This window comes from Pedobacter sp. MC2016-05, from assembly GCF_026239735.1.
Taxonomy (GTDB): Bacteria; Bacteroidota; Bacteroidia; order Sphingobacteriales; family Sphingobacteriaceae; genus Pedobacter.
Window position 1 is genome coordinate 656,416 of sequence record NZ_JAPIVT010000001.1, and the last position, 19,721, is coordinate 676,136.

A 19,721-nucleotide genomic window follows, 5' to 3' on the forward strand; every position below is an offset into this window, starting at 1 on the left:
AAGCCGATATCAAATGTGTAAAAATCAGTATCATTCAATCGTGCAGACAAGGAATAAGATGGAATCAGTTGATTACCAGCCTTAGGGAGTAATAAAATTCCAACAAGTCAATTATAAAACATGTCTTTTGCTGGGGTCAATATTTAGTTTTAAGTCGCTAACTGTTATTGGCGCCTGGGCTGTAATAATTTCGAAGTTTCTATCTGGCGGGTTATTATGAATCCCAATTTCATTTAACGCAGCGATTGCTAAAAGCTCAATATCACTACAGGTCAGTTCTGAATAGTGCACATAAGTTCCTTGGGGTAGATCCTTCCACTCGTTTCCAACATTAATTACGCGATAAATTTTTCGGTTGTACAACGCGGTGTTTAGTTGACTTTGTTTTTCTGCATCAGTATTATTAATAGCGATGCAAAGAATAAATTGGGACATATCGATTCATTTGTAGCTTGCTAAATGCTCGCTAAGCAAATGTATTAATACTAATACAGAAAGTAAAAACTAATATTATAAAACTACTCTTATTTATTTGGTGTGAACGAATTCTTACATAAAAAAGAAATTTTTAGGTTTTATTTTAAGGCAAAGGAATTAATTATGGGAAAATATAGACTATCTTCCCATAACTAATAAGCGATGCTAACCGGCAATTTTCTTTAAATCAATTTCTACTCTTCTGTTTTTTTGTCGACCAGTAGCGGTTTTGTTTGAAGCTATTGGAAGTGTGCTGCCAAAAGGAGTGGTTATAATTCTATTTTCCTTAACACCCTTGGAAATCAGGTATTTTTTTACGTTGATAGCTCTTGTATCAGAAAGAACCCAATTATATTTGTATGCGCCGATCCCATCTGCATGGCCCTTTAAAGAAACAGCATAATCCCCATCAATTACTGCTTTTGCTAGCTGATCTAACTTCTCATAATAAGCATTTCTAACTGCTGGTCCATCGAAATCGTACTCCAGGTTTTTAGTAAGCTCAGAAATTGCTACGGCTTTTGCTGCCTTAGTCGTATTTTTTGTTTTTGTCTCGTGGTCTCCGTTCGCCTTAACGTTTAAGAAAATGAACAAAACGGCAAGTTGGATAATGATTTTTGTTTTCATAGTATTTGAATTAAAAGTTTATAAATTGAATGCTAATTTATACAATGATTATCAGAATGTTATGATGTAAAACTTTAGGTTGTATAACTGTAAAACGAGCTAGAGAAATTATGTATAAAAATACTTTAAGTTGTGAAACTTATTGCGAAAAAGTGTTATTGGAAAGCTTAATGTCTTTAAACCCACCTAAATCTACACGTCCACCTTTAACATTGCTATTTCTAAGTACTACGGAAATTGGTCTTCCTCCAAGAGCAGTAAATGCATTGACGGGAACTTTACTGCTGTTTTTCACATTATTTGCCCGTACAGTTAATTGATCAATACTGGCTCTGTCGGTACGAATTACAAAACCAAAATCCACTCCGGCTCCACCATTTGAAGAGGATGTAAAGGTTATGGTATCTCGTAATGATTTTATAACTTGATCAGCAACACCAGGTCGAAAGTGGGTGTAAGAAAATAGTGCAAATCGATCCCGTTGATTTGGCTTGTTAAACGTGTAATGATTCGCTCTTAAATCAATAATATACTTTCTTGCTCCAGATTCAATACTTATTGCTTTATCGTCTATGTTCTGAAATGAATTTTTATAAATTAGTACACGTGATTCATAGTCGCCAACAATATGGACACCGATTTTAGATTCTTTAATATTATTATTTTCTACTCTAGCTAATGGAAGTTTGTCTGAAGGTTTAGTGAAGGTATAGTTAAGAATCACAGCTGTTGAATTAGGATTTGCAAATATTTTGTTTTCCTTAACAATGGAACCATAGTTGCCCCTAACTTCAATTGCATAAATTTGGCTATCACTAATGGTATTATTTAGGACAGAAGAATTTGTTCCAACTGCAGATAGTGCTATCCCGTCTATTGCTTGCTTGCTATCCTTTCCTGTGCCAGTAATAAGATTTCCCTCAATAATACTACCATCAGTATTTCCCCAATCTTCAATGCCCATTCGCCCAGCATCGAAAATCTTGTTATTTAGGATTCGACATCCCACGATTAAATCTGTTTTATGATTACCGCTAGCGCTCAATGCATTTGAATATGATTTGTTTAATACATTGTTTTTTACAAGTGTACCATCGGCTCCATTTTCTGCATATCGTATACCTAATGTGTTTATTTCGTTACTTTGGATGGTGTTTCCATGCGCCTCAGAGCCAGATACCCACACCGCTTCTTGGCCTAAGGTTTGATAACTTAAATGAAAATCAAAGAAGCACGATTCTACATTGAATGTCTTGCAATTGAGTAAAAAAATACAGGCATTGTTCCATTCTCGGTAAGAATAGCTGCTTTCTGATTGTCTGAAAGTGATTTGTTGGATAGTTGTGTTATTTGCACGTTCGGCAAATATGTATCTTCCGAACTCCAAAAGTGTGCCAGTCATGTCTTTTCCGCCTTTGATAATGGTGCCTTTTTCACCTATTAGCTTTGTATTAGATTTAATATTTAGCGTATTACTAATAGTATAGACACCGGCTTTTAAATAAATAATAGATGAGGTATCTAAAAGTTTCTGCAAGTCTTGGGTCACATCTGTTAGTCCATTGGATTCTATGCCGTATGTGCTGAACTTTAAATGATCATCGAGCCTATTTTGAGTTTGCACAATTAATGAATTTTTTGTGCATGAAAGAAATGCTAACGATGCTATTGCTAGAAATTTGAAACTATTCATCTTGTTTTTTTTGGGTTTGACATCGGGTCGGTTTTAAATTAAATGAATTTATTCATTTTTTTTTCTCTGCTAAAACCGTAGCGATAAAAAAAACGTATAGATATATTAGACAGAGTCATGTCCCGGATGACGAGTTTTATATTCAAGTATAAAATGCTGTATAACTGTCTGTTTACAATGTAGTTAATAAAATTTATTTTTATGATCAAAATTTTTGATTTTTTCCCGAAAAGGGATTTTTATGGCTTTTTTGCTGTGATTGGTTTATTAGCCCTAATCAGTTCTTGTGCGGCTAATAAGAATACGGTCTATTTCAGCAATCAGCAGGACGCCATACTAGAAGCTAATAATCTTCCCAGTAAAAATGTAATTCAGGCAAATGATATCTTAAGCATCGCGGTTACAAGTTTGAACCCAGCTGCGACAGAAGTGTTTAATAAACCTAATAATGCTTATGTGAGTACCAGTAGTGTTACGGGAGCGAACCTGCAGTCGCCAGGGTATTTAGTTGGTGAGGATGGGAAAATACAGTTTCCGGTGCTTGGAGCGATGAAGATCTCAGGCATGACAACTGCGCAACTCCGAGAAAAAATTACAGCTGATCTTCTGAGTAAAAAGCTGCTTGTTGATCCTATCGTAATAGTGAGACAGTTGAATTTCAGGGTCTCTGTATTAGGAGAGGTTGGTCATCCATCTGTGGTGAATGTTCCTAATGAGAAGATATCTCTTCTTGAGGCACTCGGTTTGGCCGGTGATATAACAATTTACGGTAGAAAGGAAAATGTGATGGTCATTAGGGAAGAGGATGGTGTTAAGAAAATTAAACGGCTTAATTTAAATTCAAGTGAAATATTCACCTCAGATTACTATTATTTAAAGTCGAACGATATCGTTTATGTCGAGGCAAATAAAGCGAAAGCTGCCAGTTCTACGCGAAGTTCTACGCTAATTCCAATATTATTGAGCGCATTGTCATTCGGAGCCATAATTATAGATCGCATAGTTAGATAGAATTGTATGAAAATTATAGGAAAATCAGAAGAAATTAAACCCACAGGTCAATCAAGAGGATTTTTGATCTTCAGATTGCTACCCTATTGGCCAATGTTTCTATTGCTATTCATTATTGCGATAACAGGCTCATTTATCTACCTCCAGATTACCCCGTCAGTCTACCAGGCTAATGCTCGGATTCAGATTAATGAACGGGAAGGTGCTGCGGATAACAAGTCAGAAGATAAAGTTATTTCAGGTTTGACAACCAAGCAAACTGTCGATAATGAGCGTGAAGTGATTGCATCAAGTCCCATTGTTTATAAGGTGGTGGAAAATTTGGGCCTATACACGACAATTTTTCAAAAAAGAGGAATTGCTAGGGTTGTGCTTTATAAAAATGCACCTCTGAAAATAATGGTTAAGGATCCCAATGCATTAACACCACTTGAACGGACTGAGTTCAGGATTGTAGGAGAAAGGGTTGTGATAAATGAGAAGAAATACCCATTTGATAGGTGGTTGAGGATGCCCTATGGAACGATTATGTTTAGGCTGAACCCAGCTTATAAAAATGACTTGGAGGGTGAATACAGCTTTGCCCTAACACATCCTAAAAAGATTGTTTCGTCGATCCAGGAAAATATTAAAATTGAAGAAGCCAATAAATTATCTACAATATTGGACGTTTCTCTCTCAGATATCGATCCTAAAAGGAGCGAAGATATTTTAAATGATATGCTGAGTGTTTATAGCGCTTCGATGGTAGATCAGCATAACTTGCTTGCAGCCAACACTCAAGAGTTTATTGATAAAAGATTAATGTCAGTAGAAAAGGAGTTGTTGGATATCGAGACAAAATTACAAAACTATAGAGTTGAAAATAGCGCAATTGATGTTGGGGTTCAAGGTAAATTATATTTGGAGAATGTAAGTGTTAATGACCAGAAGGTTGGGGAAATCAATATGCAACTTTCTGTGCTTAATCAGGTAGAAAATTATGTAAAGTCAAGAGATTTAACGGGGGGGATCGTACCCTCTACTGCAGGGATTAATGATCCTGGATTATCTCAAATGGTGAAAGATATTTACGAACTTCAGTTGAATGCAGAGGGTTTAAGGAAAACAACTGGAGAGAACAATCCAATGGTGGTGTCTTTTGTGGATCAGATCAATAAAATAAAACCACAGATTTTGCAAAATTTGCGCAATCAAAGAAATAGCTTAACGGCAAGTCGTAACAATTTAGCAGGAACAACCGGTAATTACTCTTCTGCTTTAAAATCGATGCCTCAGACAGAGCGGACATTGGTGGATATGAATCGTCAGCAGCAAATTAAAAACGGTATCTACACATTTCTGCTTCAGAAGAAAGAAGAGACTGCTTTATCTTATATCGTTAATGGTTCAGATAGCAAAATAGTGAGTGCTGCGGAATCCTCTGGCCTTCCTGTGAGTCCGAAAAAGAAAATGATTTATTTGGCATCTCTTTTTGGTGCTGGGATTTTAGGTATCGCTTTTATTTCGGTTAAAGAAGGGCTGCGTAGAAATGTGATGTTTCAACGAGACATTGCCGCGTTAACAAGCTTGCCAATTATCGCCGAGATTAGCATTAATATTGGCAAAAATAATATCGTAATTGGTTCTCAGCAACGTACCTTGATTGCCGAGCAGTTCAGGAGTTTGAGAACAACGCTTCATTTTCTTGGAATTGGTAAAAAAAATAAGCGCGTAATGGTTACCTCTGCAATATCAGGTGAAGGGAAAAGTTTCGTAGCGTCCAACCTTGCAGTGACCTTAGCTATGACAGGAAAAAAAGTAGCCCTCCTGGATTTTGACCTAAATCATCCGACGCTTCACCGGAAACTAAATATGAAACAGAATTTAGGGATCTCTGAATATTTAGAAGGTTCAGCCTTGGCTGAAGATATTATTCAGCCATCACCGATTAATGAAAATCTTTCTATCTTATTAACCGGTAGACTTCCTGCAGATCCTGCAGAATTGATTCTCAATGGCCGCGCAGAGCAATTATTGGACTACCTCGATGAGCATTATGATTTTATTATTGTTGATGTGCCTCCCGTTGGCCCGGTATCTGATGCTTACATTTTAGCTCCGCTTTGTGATGCCACACTTTTTGTAGTTAGACATGCTTACACCCCTAAGGTATTTGTGGAACGTTTGGATGAAAATATTAAGTTAAATAACCTTCCCAACCCCGCGATTGTCTTTAATGGTGTAGCACGCAGAGGCTATGGAAAAAATAATTACGGGTATGGATACGGAACAGGAATGGTGTACGGTGAGGTTTATACCCAAAAATTAATTGATTAATAATAAGCGCTCGTGAATAAAGAATTATTAAAATGGAACTTTATTTTTCAATATGGCTATGTGATAACCAATATTTTCAATGCCTTGATTCTATTGCCTTTATATCTGCATAAAATTGACTCTGCTACCTTAGGTCTTTGGCTGGCTACCGGGAACATATTGGCTTGGATGACACTAGCCGATCCTGGTGTAGGCGATGTTTTGCAACAGAAAATTGCACTCTTGCGCGGACAAAAAAATAATGAGGAAATAAATAAGACCATTGGCTCTGGAATTATCACATCGATGTTTATTCTATTGTTTTCTGTTCTTGCCGGAATTCTATTTTATTTTCTGATCGGGAAAATTATTAACAAAGATGTTTCTCAATACGAAGGACTACAGGTTGCCCTGTTAATTTCAATCGTGGCTACAGGCATGTCCTTAGTATCATTTAGCCTCTCTGGAATCAATCAGGGTCTTCAGAACTCCGCTCAGGTTGCCATCAGTTCGTTGTCAGCTAACTTTGTATTTTTGTTTGCAAATGTCATACTACTTTATTTGGGTTATGGTGTTATATCCATCGCATTTGCAAATCTTTGTCGGTCTTTCTACATTAACATTTACAATATTATATCTTTAAAGAAGCAGTTGAAGCGAGACTTGTTAGTGATTTCCTATAATATTGCACACCTCAAGCAATTTGTCAAGATCTTTTCTTTTACATCATTCTCTAGAATTATTGGAGGATTTTCTGCGAGTCTAGATATGTTGGTTTTAGCAAGGTTTATTGCGCCATCGATGATCACGATTTTTGAAATAAATAAGCGGCCAATTTCTATGAGTCAGTCACTTGTTGGTCGTCATTCAGTAGCACTAATGCCACTCATATCCCACGAAAATGGCAAAGGCAACCATCAAGGAATAAAAAAATTAATTTATACGCAGTTCAAATATTATTCCTTTGCAGCAATTTTCATTGGATTTGGGTTTCTTTTTAACTACGGTAATTTAATTATTCTGTGGACAGGTGAAGGCAAATATGCAGGAAGTCTGGTAGTGAATTTGCTGATCGCAACTTTTTTCTTCACACTTATTGGATATTTTATGTCAAACATGGCTTATGCTCTCGGTGATATCAAGATGAATAGTTTCATCGTGATTTGCAAAGGTGTGGTGATGGGTGTACTCTATTATTTCGCAGGGAAATTTTATGGGTTAATTGGATTGTTGAGCGTGATGGTCGGAATTAGTTTTACGTTTGATTTTATTTTCTTTAGCCATCGCCTTAACAAACTTGGTTATCTGGATTGGGATTTCGTTAAAGCGATGCTCAAAAAATGGTTCGTAATAATTGCTTTTGCAGGAGTTTTCGGTTCAGTTCTCTATTACGGTTTTTCGTTAGTTATACCCGTAAATATGAGAATTATCAGCATTCTTTTGAATGGCTTCTGTTTTACCGCTCTTTTTGTGATTTTAATTTTAAAAATAGATAGGGAATTCAAAGAAGCGATCCAAGATAGAGTTTCAACATTTTTTTCAAAACAACAAGTAAAAAAAGCACTTTCAAACAAATCTTAACAATATGGCTAAATTTGTTATAATGCTACGCGTCAAGGACGGTATCTTCTTCGCCCAGGAATGGCTGGAATGTTTCGAGAACATCGCAGACGAAATTGTGGTACTAGATAATGGATCTACGGATGGAACATATGAAATCCTGAAAGCTCATCCCAAGGTTGTAGATATCATCAGAACGGAGGGATATAATGAGGGAAGAGATAAAAACCTACTCTATGATCATGTTCGTCTCCGCAAACCTGACTGGTGTTTATGGATAGATATTGACGAAATTTTTGAGCCACACCTTACGCGAGCACATTTCGACAAACTTATGCGTAGCAAATTCATTAACAAGTATGCTTTTAGGAGGTTTCATTTTATAGATAGGGAACATTTCGCGGGTTCGTGGTATAGATTGAACTATTCTGCCGGTCATGATAGACTGATGTGGCGCGAGAATCCAAAAGGTTATTTTCAGGATCTAATCATCGATTCTCCAAACGTAAAGGGAATCAATGGGTTAAAAAGAAATACTGATTTTCGTTTGAAACATTTAGGGTACATCAATAAAGAATTAGTTGACAAAAAAGCAGAGATTTATCGTGCCATTATTCCTGAAAAAGAAGATATATTTCAAAGTATGTATCTTAAAGGTGAACGCCCGATCCGCTGGGATGATGAAAGAGGTAGCGTGAGAACGGTAATGCTTAATCAGTTATTGAATGCATTACAGGTAACACATATCTTTCCTAAAGTTATTAGAAGAGTTAAGCGAATATTTTAATGAGTGCTGTCATCAGAATATCCAAATATGAATTTGATGTAAAAGAAATTTTATTACTTTTTTTTACATTTTTCTTGATGGAAAATACTTTTTCATGGTTAGTTCTACCTAATTCAAGTATCATTCTGATGTATGAAAAAGTTTTGAGTCTTGTTATTTTTGCCTTTCTGCTTTTTAAGTTTAGAAGTCTGATGCTCGATGAGCAAGTATACCTCGGTTTAATGTTCTTTGTTGTCATTAAACTCATATTCGAGTCTATGCTCGATTACGGGACCATATTTCAGCAGCTCACTCTTTTCACTATCTTGTTTCCTGTAGCGTTTATTGTTTTTATCAAAGCGATTTCCAGGACACTTGATCTGGACGTTCTTGAAATCGTTGCCCAATTTTATATAGTGCTTTATGTGGTATTCATGGCTGTGTATGGGCGTGATTTTTCATTTAGCTTGGAAGCTGTAACAATGGATGATTACGGGCCTTTTTCTGGTGATAGCAGAATCATTCATGCACGTTCGATCTTTATGCTGATTATACCCTTGCTTTGGTACTTTAATCAGTTTCTGGTAAAGGGAAAAAAAACTTCGTTATTGCTTTTTGTTTTTTGCATCATTGCTATTGTCATTCATCAGCATCGGTCAGTCTGGGCAAGCAGCCTCTTCGGGATGGGTATTTATTTATTTATGGCATTACGAAATGGAATAATTTCAATCCCAAAAGTGACAAGAATTTCTCTTGTGGCCATCATTGTCCTTGGCCTAACAACTTTCGTTATTTCCAATATATCGCCCGGTTTGATTGATTTTTTTGGTGAAAGATTCAGTGAAATACTCGATCCGGCCCGTGAAGATGGTACCGGTAAATTTAGAGCCGACCAAAGGCGGGTTTATTTTCCAATGGTTTTAGAAAAACCAGTTTTTGGTTTGACCTTCGAGGGATTCGAAATGAAAAATCCGCTTGTAGATTGGTGGCCCGCTAAGAGTGGACAACATTTTCATGAAGGCTATATGGAAATGCTGTTTTATCATGGTTTCTTTGGATTATTATTAAAATATTTTTACTTGCTTTATTTGGCTGTTTATGCTTTTTCAAAAAAACTCAGTGAAAAGGCAATCATATTGATTGCGTTTTCGCTAGCTGGGTTAATATTTTCATTTAGTTACGTGCTTCCATTGGTTTTCTGGGGAAATGTTGGACTGTGTCTCTATTATCTAAGTAAATGTAGAGAAGACAAATATTCAGAAAATCGAGCTAAAAGGCCTATCAATATTGATATTCAACAACATCAAAAATACTTAACTGATTAAATTATGGATTATATATGCACCTGGATATGTACAGATGCCGTTGGCGAAGAGAGCATTTATCCACAGACAGGAGAAAAATCATCCGGAAAGCGCCATCAAGATATTTATTGGAGATGCATTTTGTTATTTTTTGCAACTAGTAAAAGGTTTAACAAGTCGCAAAAACATGTGCTCTTTAGCAATACTAAAGTCATTCCGCAATTGGATGGTAGAGAAGTCTTAAAAGCATTATCTGATCTCGATGTGGAAATTATTTATACTGAATTTAAGTATAAAACACCGAAAGGTTACTTTAACATGTTTCAGAATCAATTTTATGAATTTTCGATTCTCGAATACATTGTAGAAAATAATAAAAATCCAGCGGATCAATATTTAATATTGGATTCTGACTGCATATTCACTAAAGGAGTTGAATCCCTGTTTTCTCACGCTAAGCCAGATGGATTCGTTTCCTTTGAGGATGGGTGTACGACCGATTTGGTGATTCACGGGCTGAGCAGGAAAGATATGAAATTGCTCTATGAAGATTTGCTTGGAGAGCAAATAGACCATATTCCAGGTTATCATCTAGGTGAATTTTTTTTAGCAAGTGTTAGGAATATTAATACAATTTTTTCTGATTTTCAGCAGCTTTGGCCTGAACTCCTAAGAAGGCATCGAGAAAATCTTCCGAAATTCAATGAAGAAGCACAAACACTCAGTTATCTTTATTTTAAGAATAATTTCAAAGCAAGTGAAGATAAAACCTTTTTGAAACGAATCTGGACAAACCCGGTATTTTACAGGAATGTTGAAAAGACAGATCTTGATGTAGCGATTTGGCACTTACCCGCTGAAAAGACCTATGGCTTATCTGCACTTTATCAAGATCTTATTCTTAAAGAATCACAGTACGGGTTGGGCATCTCAAATGATTCATATCTGGGAAAAGTAAAAACTTTACTGGGCATTCCAGAACTTAATACTTTATCTTTTCTCAGGTACTATTTGTTCAGTTATTACAGGGCGGTATCAAAGCGGTTAAAAAAACATACACAAGCAAGTTAACATATGGAGATAGCTGTATTGCTAGCAACTTTCAACAGAAAGCAAAAGACATTAATCTGTTTGGAAAATCTTTTTGCACAGAAATCATTGCATGGGGTGAACATTAATGTGTTTTTAACTGACGACAATTCATCTGATGGGACTGCTCAGGCAATTGCTTATGCTTATCCGCAGGTGAATCTGCTTAAAGGTTCTGGTGCCTTATTCTGGGCCGGAGGTATGAGGAATTCATGGGCGAAAGCACTGGAAAGTAATCCTGATTTCTATCTTTTGTTAAATGATGATACTGTAATAAATGACGATTGTATTTCCAATTTATTAAAGTATCATCGTGTTGAAAGAAGGTCAAAAGAAGCCATCGTGATCGGCAGCACAATTGATCTTCTAAAGCAGGTGATTTCTTACGGAGGACATAAGCTCCGTGATCCTAAAAAGGTTTCCTATGATAATATTTTTAGTGAAACGGAGTATTGTCAATGTGATTTGGCTAATGCTAATATAATGCTGGTTCCAAGACAAATTGTCGAAAAAATTGGAATTCTTTCAGATAAATTCACTCACAGCATGGCAGATTTTGATTATACCTTGAGGGCTAAAAAGTCCGGCTTTGATGTAGTTGTCGTGCCTGGCATTCAGGGGCTTTGCACAGATGATAACTTAAATGAACAAGGGAAAATAAAAAGAAATTTCAGGCAAAGAATTAGGTTTCTTAAGAGCCCCAAGGGCCTGGCTTACACCGAATACATGGGTTTTATCAATACTCATTTTCCATCACATAAAACAGCAGTTTTATTTAAATTATGGTTTAGGACCATTTTCCCGGAGTTCTGGCAAAAATTAAAGAAAGTATAAGTATGAAAAGTTCAATTATTATCGGGGTGTTTTGCTACAATCGGGTTAGCAAATTGAAGAGCTGTATTGATGCGCTGTTAAAAAATCCAGAATGCGAAAGCATGGATATTATTTTTTTTAGCGATGGGCCAAAACGTGAAAGCGATGTGGCTCCAATTGATGAGGTGAGAGCTTACATCGATAGTTTGACAGGGTTTAAATCAATAATAAAGCACTACCGAGACCGAAATTTAAGCACTGGCCCCAATTTTAGAACTGGGTTAACATATTTGTCAGAAAATTATGAGAAATTCATTATCGTAGAAGACGACCTAATTGTCAGCCCTAACTACATCAAATTTTTAACTGATGCACTTAAGTTCTATCAGGAGGATAAATCAGTGTTTTGTGTGACTGCTTATGTTTTTCCTATCAAGACTCGAGGCTATGATTATGATTCAATTGTTTATAAACGTTTTTGCTCGTATGGATGGGGAGGATGGGGAGATCGTTTTACTAATGTGATATGGGAGGAGGCTGAACTCGCTAAATTAATCAATACCTCACCAGGCTTCAAACGAAGATTAAACGCTGAGGGACATGATTTAATGCGAATGCTGAAAAAACAAATAAGTGGTGAAATATCGACCTGGGACATTCAAATGCAGACACATGTGGCTGAAAATCGGTTGAAGGTTATTTATCCAACTCTTTCTAAGGTGAGTAATATTGGGTTCGATGAACAGTCGACAAATACCTCAGGAATTAATTACCTGATAACCCCAATCGACGATGGCACACAAAGAAAATTTAGTTTTGTTCCTGCCGATTTAGTTTTGCCAGAATTGGAATCTCAAATAAAAGCGCCTTATGCCTTTGGAACACTTGTTGTGAGAAAATTGCGAAATGATTTTTTAAAGCTTACAAACGGTATTAAAAAGGCGAATTAATGAAAATCATTTTTGTTCATACCTTTTATAAGGTTCCTGGAGGAGAGGATACTGTTGTTCAGAATGAGATGGAACTATTACGCAGAAATGGCCACCAGGTAGACTTAGTTGAGTTTAAAAATGAGGGCAATACTTTTGCTAAAATCTTATTTTCTCCTTTCAATTTTTTTTCTTATTTGATAATCAAGGAAAAAATAAAAAGTATAAGGCCTGATCTGATTCACATACACAATCTACACTTTGCAGCATCTGCCTCAGTTATTCATGGTGCTCACAAAATGGGAGTGCCTATTGTGGCTACCTTGCACAATTACCGTTTTCTGTGTCCTTCTGGGACATTATATTTTGACGGAGAACTTTTTCTGGATTCGTTGAAAACAAAAGTCCCGTGGAAAGCAATAAAGTTAGGCGTTTATCGCAACTCAAGACTCCTGACGTTCTTATTGGGTGCATCTAATTATATTCAACATAAAATTAAAACCTTTGATAAAATCAGTAAGTTCATTGTTCTCGGAGAACATTCCAAATCCCTTTTCCTCAATTCTCATTTTAAAAATTATCATCAAAAATTCGTAGTAAAACCGAATTTTTCGCCTTCAACTAGCACTGCTGTAGTTGAAGAAGGATCATATTTTCTGTTTGTCGGCCGTTTAAGTAAGGAAAAAGGTGTCGAAACATTATTGGAGGCATTTTCCGCGACTTCGATAAAGCTAAGGATAATCGGCTCGGGCGAATTTTCAGACGAGATAATTTCCCGGTGTTCCATTCATAAAAATATCACATATTTGGGACAGCAACCCCAGCATGTGGTTAAAGAGCAACTCAATGGTGCGTTGGCACTAGTATTTCCATCGCAATGGTATGAGACATTTGGAATGGTTCTGATTGAAGCCTACTCCAGATCTGTTCCCGTGATTGCATCAGATCTTGGTAATATCAAAACAATAGTTGAGGATGGAAAAACAGGATTGACTTTCGAGCCAGGGAATGCGCAGGATTTGTTGAAAAAGGTTACGTATTACAATAATCTTCCAACGACTATCAAAGCAGAATATAGGTGTAATGCCAGAAAGGCTTACGAGAAGGCCAACACGCCAGAAATCAATTACAATTTGCTCATCGCTATTTACAAGGACGCGATAAGCAACCACTCATCACAGTTATAGTTCTTAAGATTTATTTCGAAATACATATGTTGTATTGACTATTTCGACGATACTTTATGATATTTCCTGTATAACTTTAGTTTTATTATATAGAACATATAGATAGGTCCATAGTAGATATATCGTTTCCACATTCTTGAGGGATTACTCAGCAGTCTGCCCATCCATTCCATCTTATTCCGGACTAATCGTGCATTTGGCCGTTTAATAGTCTCGGAATAAAAATCAAATACAGCTCCAATGGAACATATTGCTTTAGCGTGTATCTGATCCTTGCATAATTGAGACCATTTTTCCTGTTTTGGAGCAGTCAATCCAATGAAAAGTACGTCGGGAGCAAATAAGTTCACCGCTTTAATCATTGCTCGATTGTCCTCCATACTAAATATAGCCTTAAAAGGGGGAGAATAATACTCCACCTTAATTTTTGGAAATTCTAATGAGACCTTATTTTTTATCTTCTGTAAAGTACTTTCGCTTGAACCAAGATAAAAGCAACGGCCTCCCTTCTCATTCAAGGTTTTAAGCATATGTTGATGAAGATCAGTACCTGAGATCTTTTTGATTTTTTTTCCAGAAAGAATTCGTTCAGCAAGAACAACTCCATCACCATCAGGGAGCAGTATGTCTGAGCTAGTTAACGCCTCTTTAAATTCGGGATCTTCCTCTGCCATGCAGTAAGAATACTGATTAATTGTATTAATAACAATCTTGGAGTTTAACGAAAGTTCTGCCAGTTCTCCAGTATAGAGATCATAGTTGATACCAGTTTCGTTTAAATTGAAAAAATTTCCCATAGCGATTCTAAACCTTTCTTGAAAAAATCACCGGGACATCTGATTTCTTAGTATAATATACGCTTTTTTTAAGTGCAGGGTTTTAGTTCTGGTTATTTTTTTTTAAATTTATTTCGTAACTGTACGTTTACAACTTAGGAGAATAACGTAGAGATATTTAGGTCTATTTCTTTTCGGTTTTTCAATTTGTGATCTCACCTTCTTCCCCTTGGTGAAAATTTTAATAAGGTAAATTACACTAAATTAACCCCATATATGCTTATGACTTATTGTAATGGAAATGTCAGTAGAAACTGTCATTCATCCGCAAGTCCCATGCTACTTGAAACAAAACCGGAAAGTCATGTCGAAATACTCAATGGACTATACAGAGATCATTCAGCTGATTTAATGTTTTCAATACTCAAGATTGTTCCCCATCAGGAAACTGCCGAGGATATTTTACATGATACATTTGTCAAAATGAATGGTTGTATTCATACGTATAGCTATCAGAAAGCACACCTTTTGACTTGGAGCAAAACGGTAGCAAAAAATTTAGCCATTGATTATGTAAGACTGAAAAGTACTCGAAACAGCAGACTCAATCAATCGCTCGATGCTTTAGAATTTGAGTTTGGGGCAAATTATAGTAGCAGCTTTAACATTGAGAAAATAGGTGTTAAGCAGTTGATTGCTAAATTAAATGCAGAGGAAAGAAAAATAATCGATTTGTTTTATTTTAAACAGTTTACACAGGATGAGGTTGCAAAGGTTTTGAATTTGCCCTTGGGGACAGTAAAAACCCGAATCAGAAAATCGATCAAAAAACTTAGACTTTGTTTCAATTGAAGGCTGAAGCTAGTGGATTTCATTTTGATATTTTACATCTTTAGCATTGACGAAGAGGACTCGTCGGATGGAAAAATTCACACAGCGGGCTTGATGGTGAAAAATTAGAATCTTTCGTTGATTATAGTATCAATTTAACTAAAAATGTATTACTTTTTAATCGTCGGTGCTAGTTTCGCTGACGGCGTCCTTTGCAGAGCGACTTGCTGCGAGCGCTAATGTAAAACTATTGATAATTAACACGCGAAATCACATAGGTAATGCTTATAATCATTATGATGAAGCGGGTATCATGGTTCATGAATATTGTCCCCATATTTTCCACACCAACAGTGCAGAGGTTTTCGAACACCAGTCAAAGTTTGCCAAATGGAGACACTATCAGCATAAGGTTCTCGCTAATCTGGATGGTCACTTTTCCTATCCCGATCAATATGAATACAATCAATTTTTCGTATGAATGAAGTTAAATAATAATGAGATTGTGGATTTTTTTGAGACCAAGTCAGAAACATAAGGGATATCCGAACCTCGGAAGATGTCGTAGTCAATAGTGTGGGAAGGGAGCGTTACAAAAAAAATAAAAAATGATACCAAAAAGCAGTGGGGTTGGATCCTTAAGATATTATAAATAATATCATATAGAAAACTTATTTCACTGGACCGGAAGATGAATATTTTGATTTCAGTTTGGGAAGCTTCCTTGTAGATCGATTAATTTTAAGTTTGATACTCTGGGGGTGGAAAAATTCCAGCAGACCGCTACGGTGAATTATCCAAACGACTACGATTTTACTAGGGTCACAGGATTTAAAATCTGACAGGGCAGGAGCAAAAAAATCAGTCGTGTATGAGTATCCTGTACAAAGCTGTGATCCACATTATCAACTCTAAAACCCAATAAGTCACTTTTTTATGACCGATATCAAGAGCTGCGAAGTCTTATCTAATACCTATTTTGTTGGCAGACCTGCGACCTACAAATACTAAAACAGGGACCAGTGTAGTTGCTAAGTCCTTATCTGTATATGAAATACTATGAAGGATTTAGAAGTATCTCAAAAGTGGTGGTTTAAGTAAACCTTTCAGTCCTCCATCTCCCACCGGCTTTGGATAGGAATTCAGCGACCGGGAATGGAGGTGCGGTAAAATATCAGTGCTTGTGCAAAAGTTCTTTATCAATCATATCAAGTATTTCACTATCTATTGCCTCATCAAATTTTCTTGCAAATATTTCCTCGGAAAATTTAATTCTTTCAAAATCAGATTTACGTAATACTTTTGGATGTGCGTCTTGTGGAGTATCCCATATGGTAAAACGGAGCTCTGTATTTTTAATGCGTTTGATTAGCTCTGTATCGTTGCTGTTTCCGATGATCATAGGTACAACAAGTTCGTCAGCAACAAAGGTATGTCTGTGAAATTTAAGGTATTCAGGGTTTTTCTGATTGAAATCAATAATGTAATTTAACGCATACATATCTAAGATTATCCATGTTTGCCCAATATATGGTTTCATTTGATTAGGTATCTTTCTGCGCAGAAAAGGCAAAAAATTAGCGAGCATATTTAGCGCCCTTGAGCAGAGTAGTTGAGTCTTTTCACCTCCAAAATAATATTTATCTACCCGATATAATCCGCCACGATCCCTTCCAGGCCATTTTTCAATATTTGGTAGTGGAATATGGTTTATGAAAACAGAGTAGGGTGAGGTTTTGAAAAAATTATTAATTTCTATGTTGCTCTTAATAGGATAATCTTGCCCGCTTAAAAGGATAATCCTATCGAACTTCAAGCCAAAATCTTTGATGGTTTGTAGCCCGGAAAGCAAAGGTAACGTCAAACCTAGTTTTCCCCAAGTGGAGTCGAATCGTTCTAAAAAAATAACCCGCTCTCCAAATCGCTTTAGGATACCAAATTGTCCCAGATCAGAATGGATATAGATGTGAATAAAAAAATAAGACTGGTTGTCATTTAATCTGTCAATTAATCTGTAGAGTTGGCCAGGTGATTTATGAGCCATTATTAAGTAAGCTTTTTCCATAGGTTTATCAAATCAATCCTTCTGAATTCTAAAATGTACTACTTTGAACTATTTTCGCATGAAAACGATTTCTAAATTTGTGTATATAAATATATAAGTTCCAATTTATAGATCTAACTGAATTTGTTATTAGTAAGGAATTGATAGACTAAAGCACTTTTTGAAAAAAAACAACGAACAACACCGAGCAAATAAGCGAACGGAACATAAACACTTTCCAACGCGGACGCACGAAAAACAACACTGAAATTTTTATCGGTAAATTTAGATACCTCAGCTTTTTTGATATAAATATCAAAAGCCATGCATCGCATAGCTTTCGGTATATTACGTCCATCCAGACATTATGCAATAATGCATTATAATTGTTAACTAGTATAAATCGTCCCGTGATTTAATTTCAACAACTAAAGGTAAAATTTTTAAGATATTAAATTAAAGTTTAGTCTTAAAGGTTGTATTAATTATGATTTATGTATAATTACATTTACATAATTTCACATATTTTGATTGTTTGTCTTTTTTTGTCATTTAAGGTTTTAGACTCGATATACCATTTGTCCAGATATACAAGGAAGATGAAATATTAAAGGTTAACATATAAGGAATTTTAAAAGAGAATTAAACATAAGTGGCTTCGTTTATGGGAAACGGGAAAAATTTTAAGCTATGTTGCAGTTTCCCATGGGATCAAAACCAAATAATTGTTAACTTTATTAAGCCTTAACCTAGTATTAATAGTATTTATAAGTAAGTTTCAGTATTAATCAAAGATGGATATGATTAAATTCTTTGCCCGATATATTTATCAGTCAACTTCAAAATAAATAACGTCTTGGTTATTCATTGTGACTACTAACTTTTTATTGTTCGGGTCTTAACAATAGGAGACTGCACTATAATGCAGCCCCCTATTTTAAATTATAAATTTTAAGATTGCACCTACGATAGGATTTGACTTAACCTTTGTAGCCTGTTGATGAGTTGGCATTTTAAAGTGTTCATTTTGCTCTTTTCGTAACTTATCTATTAACCGCCCTTGAGGTAGAATTACATCATCATAGGTGAGAACTTGATCCTTTGCAACATTCCTTTTCAAAATACAGTTTTCCGCAACCCCTAATGGAAGTAAATTTTCAAGTGCAGTAGTGTCCGCATTCTCACATAAGCCATAGCTCATAAATTCTCCAATTCCATCTAAAATATCACCAGTTTTTAAATCCACCTTTGCTGCGGTAACGACCTCGACATATGGTTTATCTAAAGGAGTCAATGCGGCATCTTTAAATAATACCGCCCTGGCAACCGTCTGTGGCACTTCAAAATGGCACAAATGATAAGGAGTATAGAATAAATAAAGCGGTCCCTCGCCTAATTTGTACAAATTAAGGTAATGCTGTTGAATTGGATCATCATGGGTGCCAACTACGAATACCCCTGGAGATGGTTCTGCACCCACAACGTAATCTACTATTCCTGGTCCTTTTGTAAGTTCTTCGAGGGGATATTTATCCAATACATCTTTTAGATGTGTTCCTGATGGAACTGACGGTCCGATCATGCCCCGTTTTGCCACTCTCATGCCCGTACCATTTGCCAGAATAGCCTGTTCGAAGGAAATCTTGCTTCCATCTGCAAAAGAGGTAACCATGACAGGGTTTTGTCCCCATTTTTCGGCAAATTCTTTTTGTGTTTGGGGATTTCTATAGGGATCATGTAAGCCTTTAACATTCCCGACAAGTACTGGTTTCACACCCAGACCTTTGACAAATCGATATAAGTTCATCATCACGCCAGGTTGATCTCCATCTGCATTGGTCAGAATTACGCCTGCCTTATCCGCATACGCTTTTAAGATCGGGCCGACTGTACCGTCCAGTTCAGCGTTCATTAATATGACATGTTTCTTATTTTCTATTGCGCAGAGTACCACTCTGGCAGAAGCCTCGACGGCACCGGTAACTTCTATAATGGCATCAATACCGGCAGACTTACATAGTAGCGTCGGATCCGTAGTAATGCTATACACGCCATTGAGGATATTTTTGTCCAGCTGCTCGGTGCTGTTTACTTCCACGCATTCTTCTACGCCTGATTGGTTATAGGCGTATTTTGCTTTTTCTATGTTTCGATTTGAAATGGCAACCAATTCCATTCCTGGAACATATTTACAAATCTGAAGCGCTATACCTCTGCCCATAAAGCCTGCACCCACTATGCCAACTTTGATGGATTTATTTTGGGCCGCCAGCTTTGCCAGCGCATTATCAACAATTATCATAAAAATTACTATTA

Annotated in this window: 17 protein-coding genes and 1 pseudogene; 12 read left to right on the forward strand and 6 right to left on the reverse strand. The window is 36.3% G+C overall.

Annotated features, from left to right (window positions below):
• Positions 1–111 precede the first annotated feature (111 nt).
• The 3 genes from OQZ33_RS02800 to OQZ33_RS02810 all read right to left on the reverse strand — a co-directional run bounded on the left by OQZ33_RS02800 (position 112) and on the right by OQZ33_RS02810 (position 2,797).
• Positions 112–435, reverse strand: a complete 324-nt coding sequence (locus OQZ33_RS02800; RefSeq protein ID WP_265797517.1) for a hypothetical protein — start codon at positions 433–435, stop codon at positions 112–114.
• Positions 436–642: 207 nt separating this feature from the next.
• On the reverse strand, positions 643–1,104 hold the full coding sequence (locus OQZ33_RS02805) for an OmpA family protein (RefSeq protein ID WP_265797518.1): 462 nt from the start codon (positions 1,102–1,104) through the stop codon (positions 643–645).
• 139 nt (positions 1,105–1,243) lie between these two features.
• Complete coding sequence (locus tag OQZ33_RS02810; RefSeq protein ID WP_265797519.1) at positions 1,244–2,797, reverse strand: right-handed parallel beta-helix repeat-containing protein; 1,554 nt, start codon at positions 2,795–2,797, stop codon at positions 1,244–1,246.
• Between the two features lie 201 nt (positions 2,798–2,998).
• Between OQZ33_RS02810 and OQZ33_RS02815 the strand changes: the two genes are divergently transcribed.
• The 9 genes from OQZ33_RS02815 to OQZ33_RS02855 all read left to right on the forward strand — a co-directional run bounded on the left by OQZ33_RS02815 (position 2,999) and on the right by OQZ33_RS02855 (position 13,754).
• Positions 2,999–3,808 carry a polysaccharide biosynthesis/export family protein gene (locus tag OQZ33_RS02815; protein WP_265797520.1) on the forward strand — a complete coding sequence of 270 codons (810 nt, stop codon included), beginning with the start codon at positions 2,999–3,001 and terminating at the stop codon, positions 3,806–3,808.
• Positions 3,809–3,814: 6 nt separating this feature from the next.
• Positions 3,815–6,127: a GumC family protein gene (locus tag OQZ33_RS02820; RefSeq protein ID WP_265797521.1), complete on the forward strand. Its 2,313-nt coding sequence runs from the start codon at positions 3,815–3,817 to the stop codon at positions 6,125–6,127.
• Positions 6,128–6,139: 12 nt separating this feature from the next.
• A complete protein-coding gene (locus OQZ33_RS02825; RefSeq protein ID WP_265797522.1) occupies positions 6,140–7,687 on the forward strand; it encodes an MATE family efflux transporter in 1,548 nt (515 codons plus the stop codon).
• 22 nt (positions 7,688–7,709) lie between these two features.
• The gene (locus tag OQZ33_RS02830) at positions 7,710–8,453 is read left to right on the forward strand and encodes a glycosyltransferase family 2 protein (RefSeq protein WP_265797523.1); all 744 of its coding nucleotides are present in this window, start codon (positions 7,710–7,712) and stop codon (positions 8,451–8,453) included.
• Positions 8,454–8,530: 77 nt separating this feature from the next.
• Positions 8,531–9,757 (forward strand): O-antigen ligase family protein, encoded by a 1,227-nt coding sequence (locus OQZ33_RS02835; protein ID WP_265797524.1) that lies wholly within the window; start codon positions 8,531–8,533, stop codon positions 9,755–9,757.
• A gap of 3 nt (positions 9,758–9,760) precedes the next feature.
• A complete protein-coding gene (locus OQZ33_RS02840; RefSeq protein ID WP_265797525.1) occupies positions 9,761–10,807 on the forward strand; it encodes a hypothetical protein in 1,047 nt (348 codons plus the stop codon).
• 3 nt (positions 10,808–10,810) lie between these two features.
• Positions 10,811–11,659, forward strand: a complete 849-nt coding sequence (locus OQZ33_RS02845) for a glycosyltransferase family 2 protein (protein ID WP_265797526.1) — start codon at positions 10,811–10,813, stop codon at positions 11,657–11,659.
• Between the two features lie 2 nt (positions 11,660–11,661).
• Positions 11,662–12,588 (forward strand): glycosyltransferase, encoded by a 927-nt coding sequence (locus tag OQZ33_RS02850; RefSeq protein WP_265797527.1) that lies wholly within the window; start codon positions 11,662–11,664, stop codon positions 12,586–12,588.
• On the forward strand, positions 12,588–13,754 hold the full coding sequence (locus OQZ33_RS02855) for a glycosyltransferase family 4 protein (protein WP_265797528.1): 1,167 nt from the start codon (positions 12,588–12,590) through the stop codon (positions 13,752–13,754). The genes OQZ33_RS02850 and OQZ33_RS02855 overlap by 1 nt, the downstream gene beginning before the upstream one ends.
• Before the next feature lie 38 nt (positions 13,755–13,792).
• Here the strand turns inward: OQZ33_RS02855 and OQZ33_RS02860 are convergent, their stop codons facing one another.
• Positions 13,793–14,551, reverse strand: coding sequence for a WecB/TagA/CpsF family glycosyltransferase (locus tag OQZ33_RS02860; protein ID WP_265797529.1), 759 nt, complete (start codon positions 14,549–14,551; stop codon positions 13,793–13,795).
• Positions 14,552–14,866: 315 nt separating this feature from the next.
• Here OQZ33_RS02860 and OQZ33_RS02865 point away from each other — a divergent pair, with 315 nt between their 5' ends.
• The 3 genes and pseudogenes from OQZ33_RS02865 to OQZ33_RS24420 form a co-directional block, all read left to right on the forward strand.
• On the forward strand, positions 14,867–15,382 hold the full coding sequence (locus tag OQZ33_RS02865) for an RNA polymerase sigma factor (RefSeq protein ID WP_265797531.1): 516 nt from the start codon (positions 14,867–14,869) through the stop codon (positions 15,380–15,382).
• A gap of 166 nt (positions 15,383–15,548) precedes the next feature.
• Entirely contained in the window at positions 15,549–15,842 is a 294-nt protein-coding gene (locus OQZ33_RS24415; protein WP_416338736.1) for an NAD(P)-binding protein, read from the forward strand.
• 235 nt (positions 15,843–16,077) lie between these two features.
• Positions 16,078–16,203 (forward strand): annotated as a pseudogene (locus tag OQZ33_RS24420) (UDP-galactopyranose mutase); the annotation flags it as partial.
• 332 nt (positions 16,204–16,535) lie between these two features.
• On the opposite strand, the gene OQZ33_RS02870 reads toward OQZ33_RS24420, so the two are convergent.
• A complete protein-coding gene (locus OQZ33_RS02870; protein WP_265797532.1) occupies positions 16,536–17,426 on the reverse strand; it encodes a beta-1,6-N-acetylglucosaminyltransferase in 891 nt (296 codons plus the stop codon).
• Positions 17,427–18,342: 916 nt separating this feature from the next.
• Complete coding sequence (locus OQZ33_RS02875; protein WP_265797533.1) at positions 18,343–19,707, reverse strand: NAD(P)H-dependent oxidoreductase; 1,365 nt, start codon at positions 19,705–19,707, stop codon at positions 18,343–18,345.
• Positions 19,708–19,721: the final 14 nt, after the last annotated feature.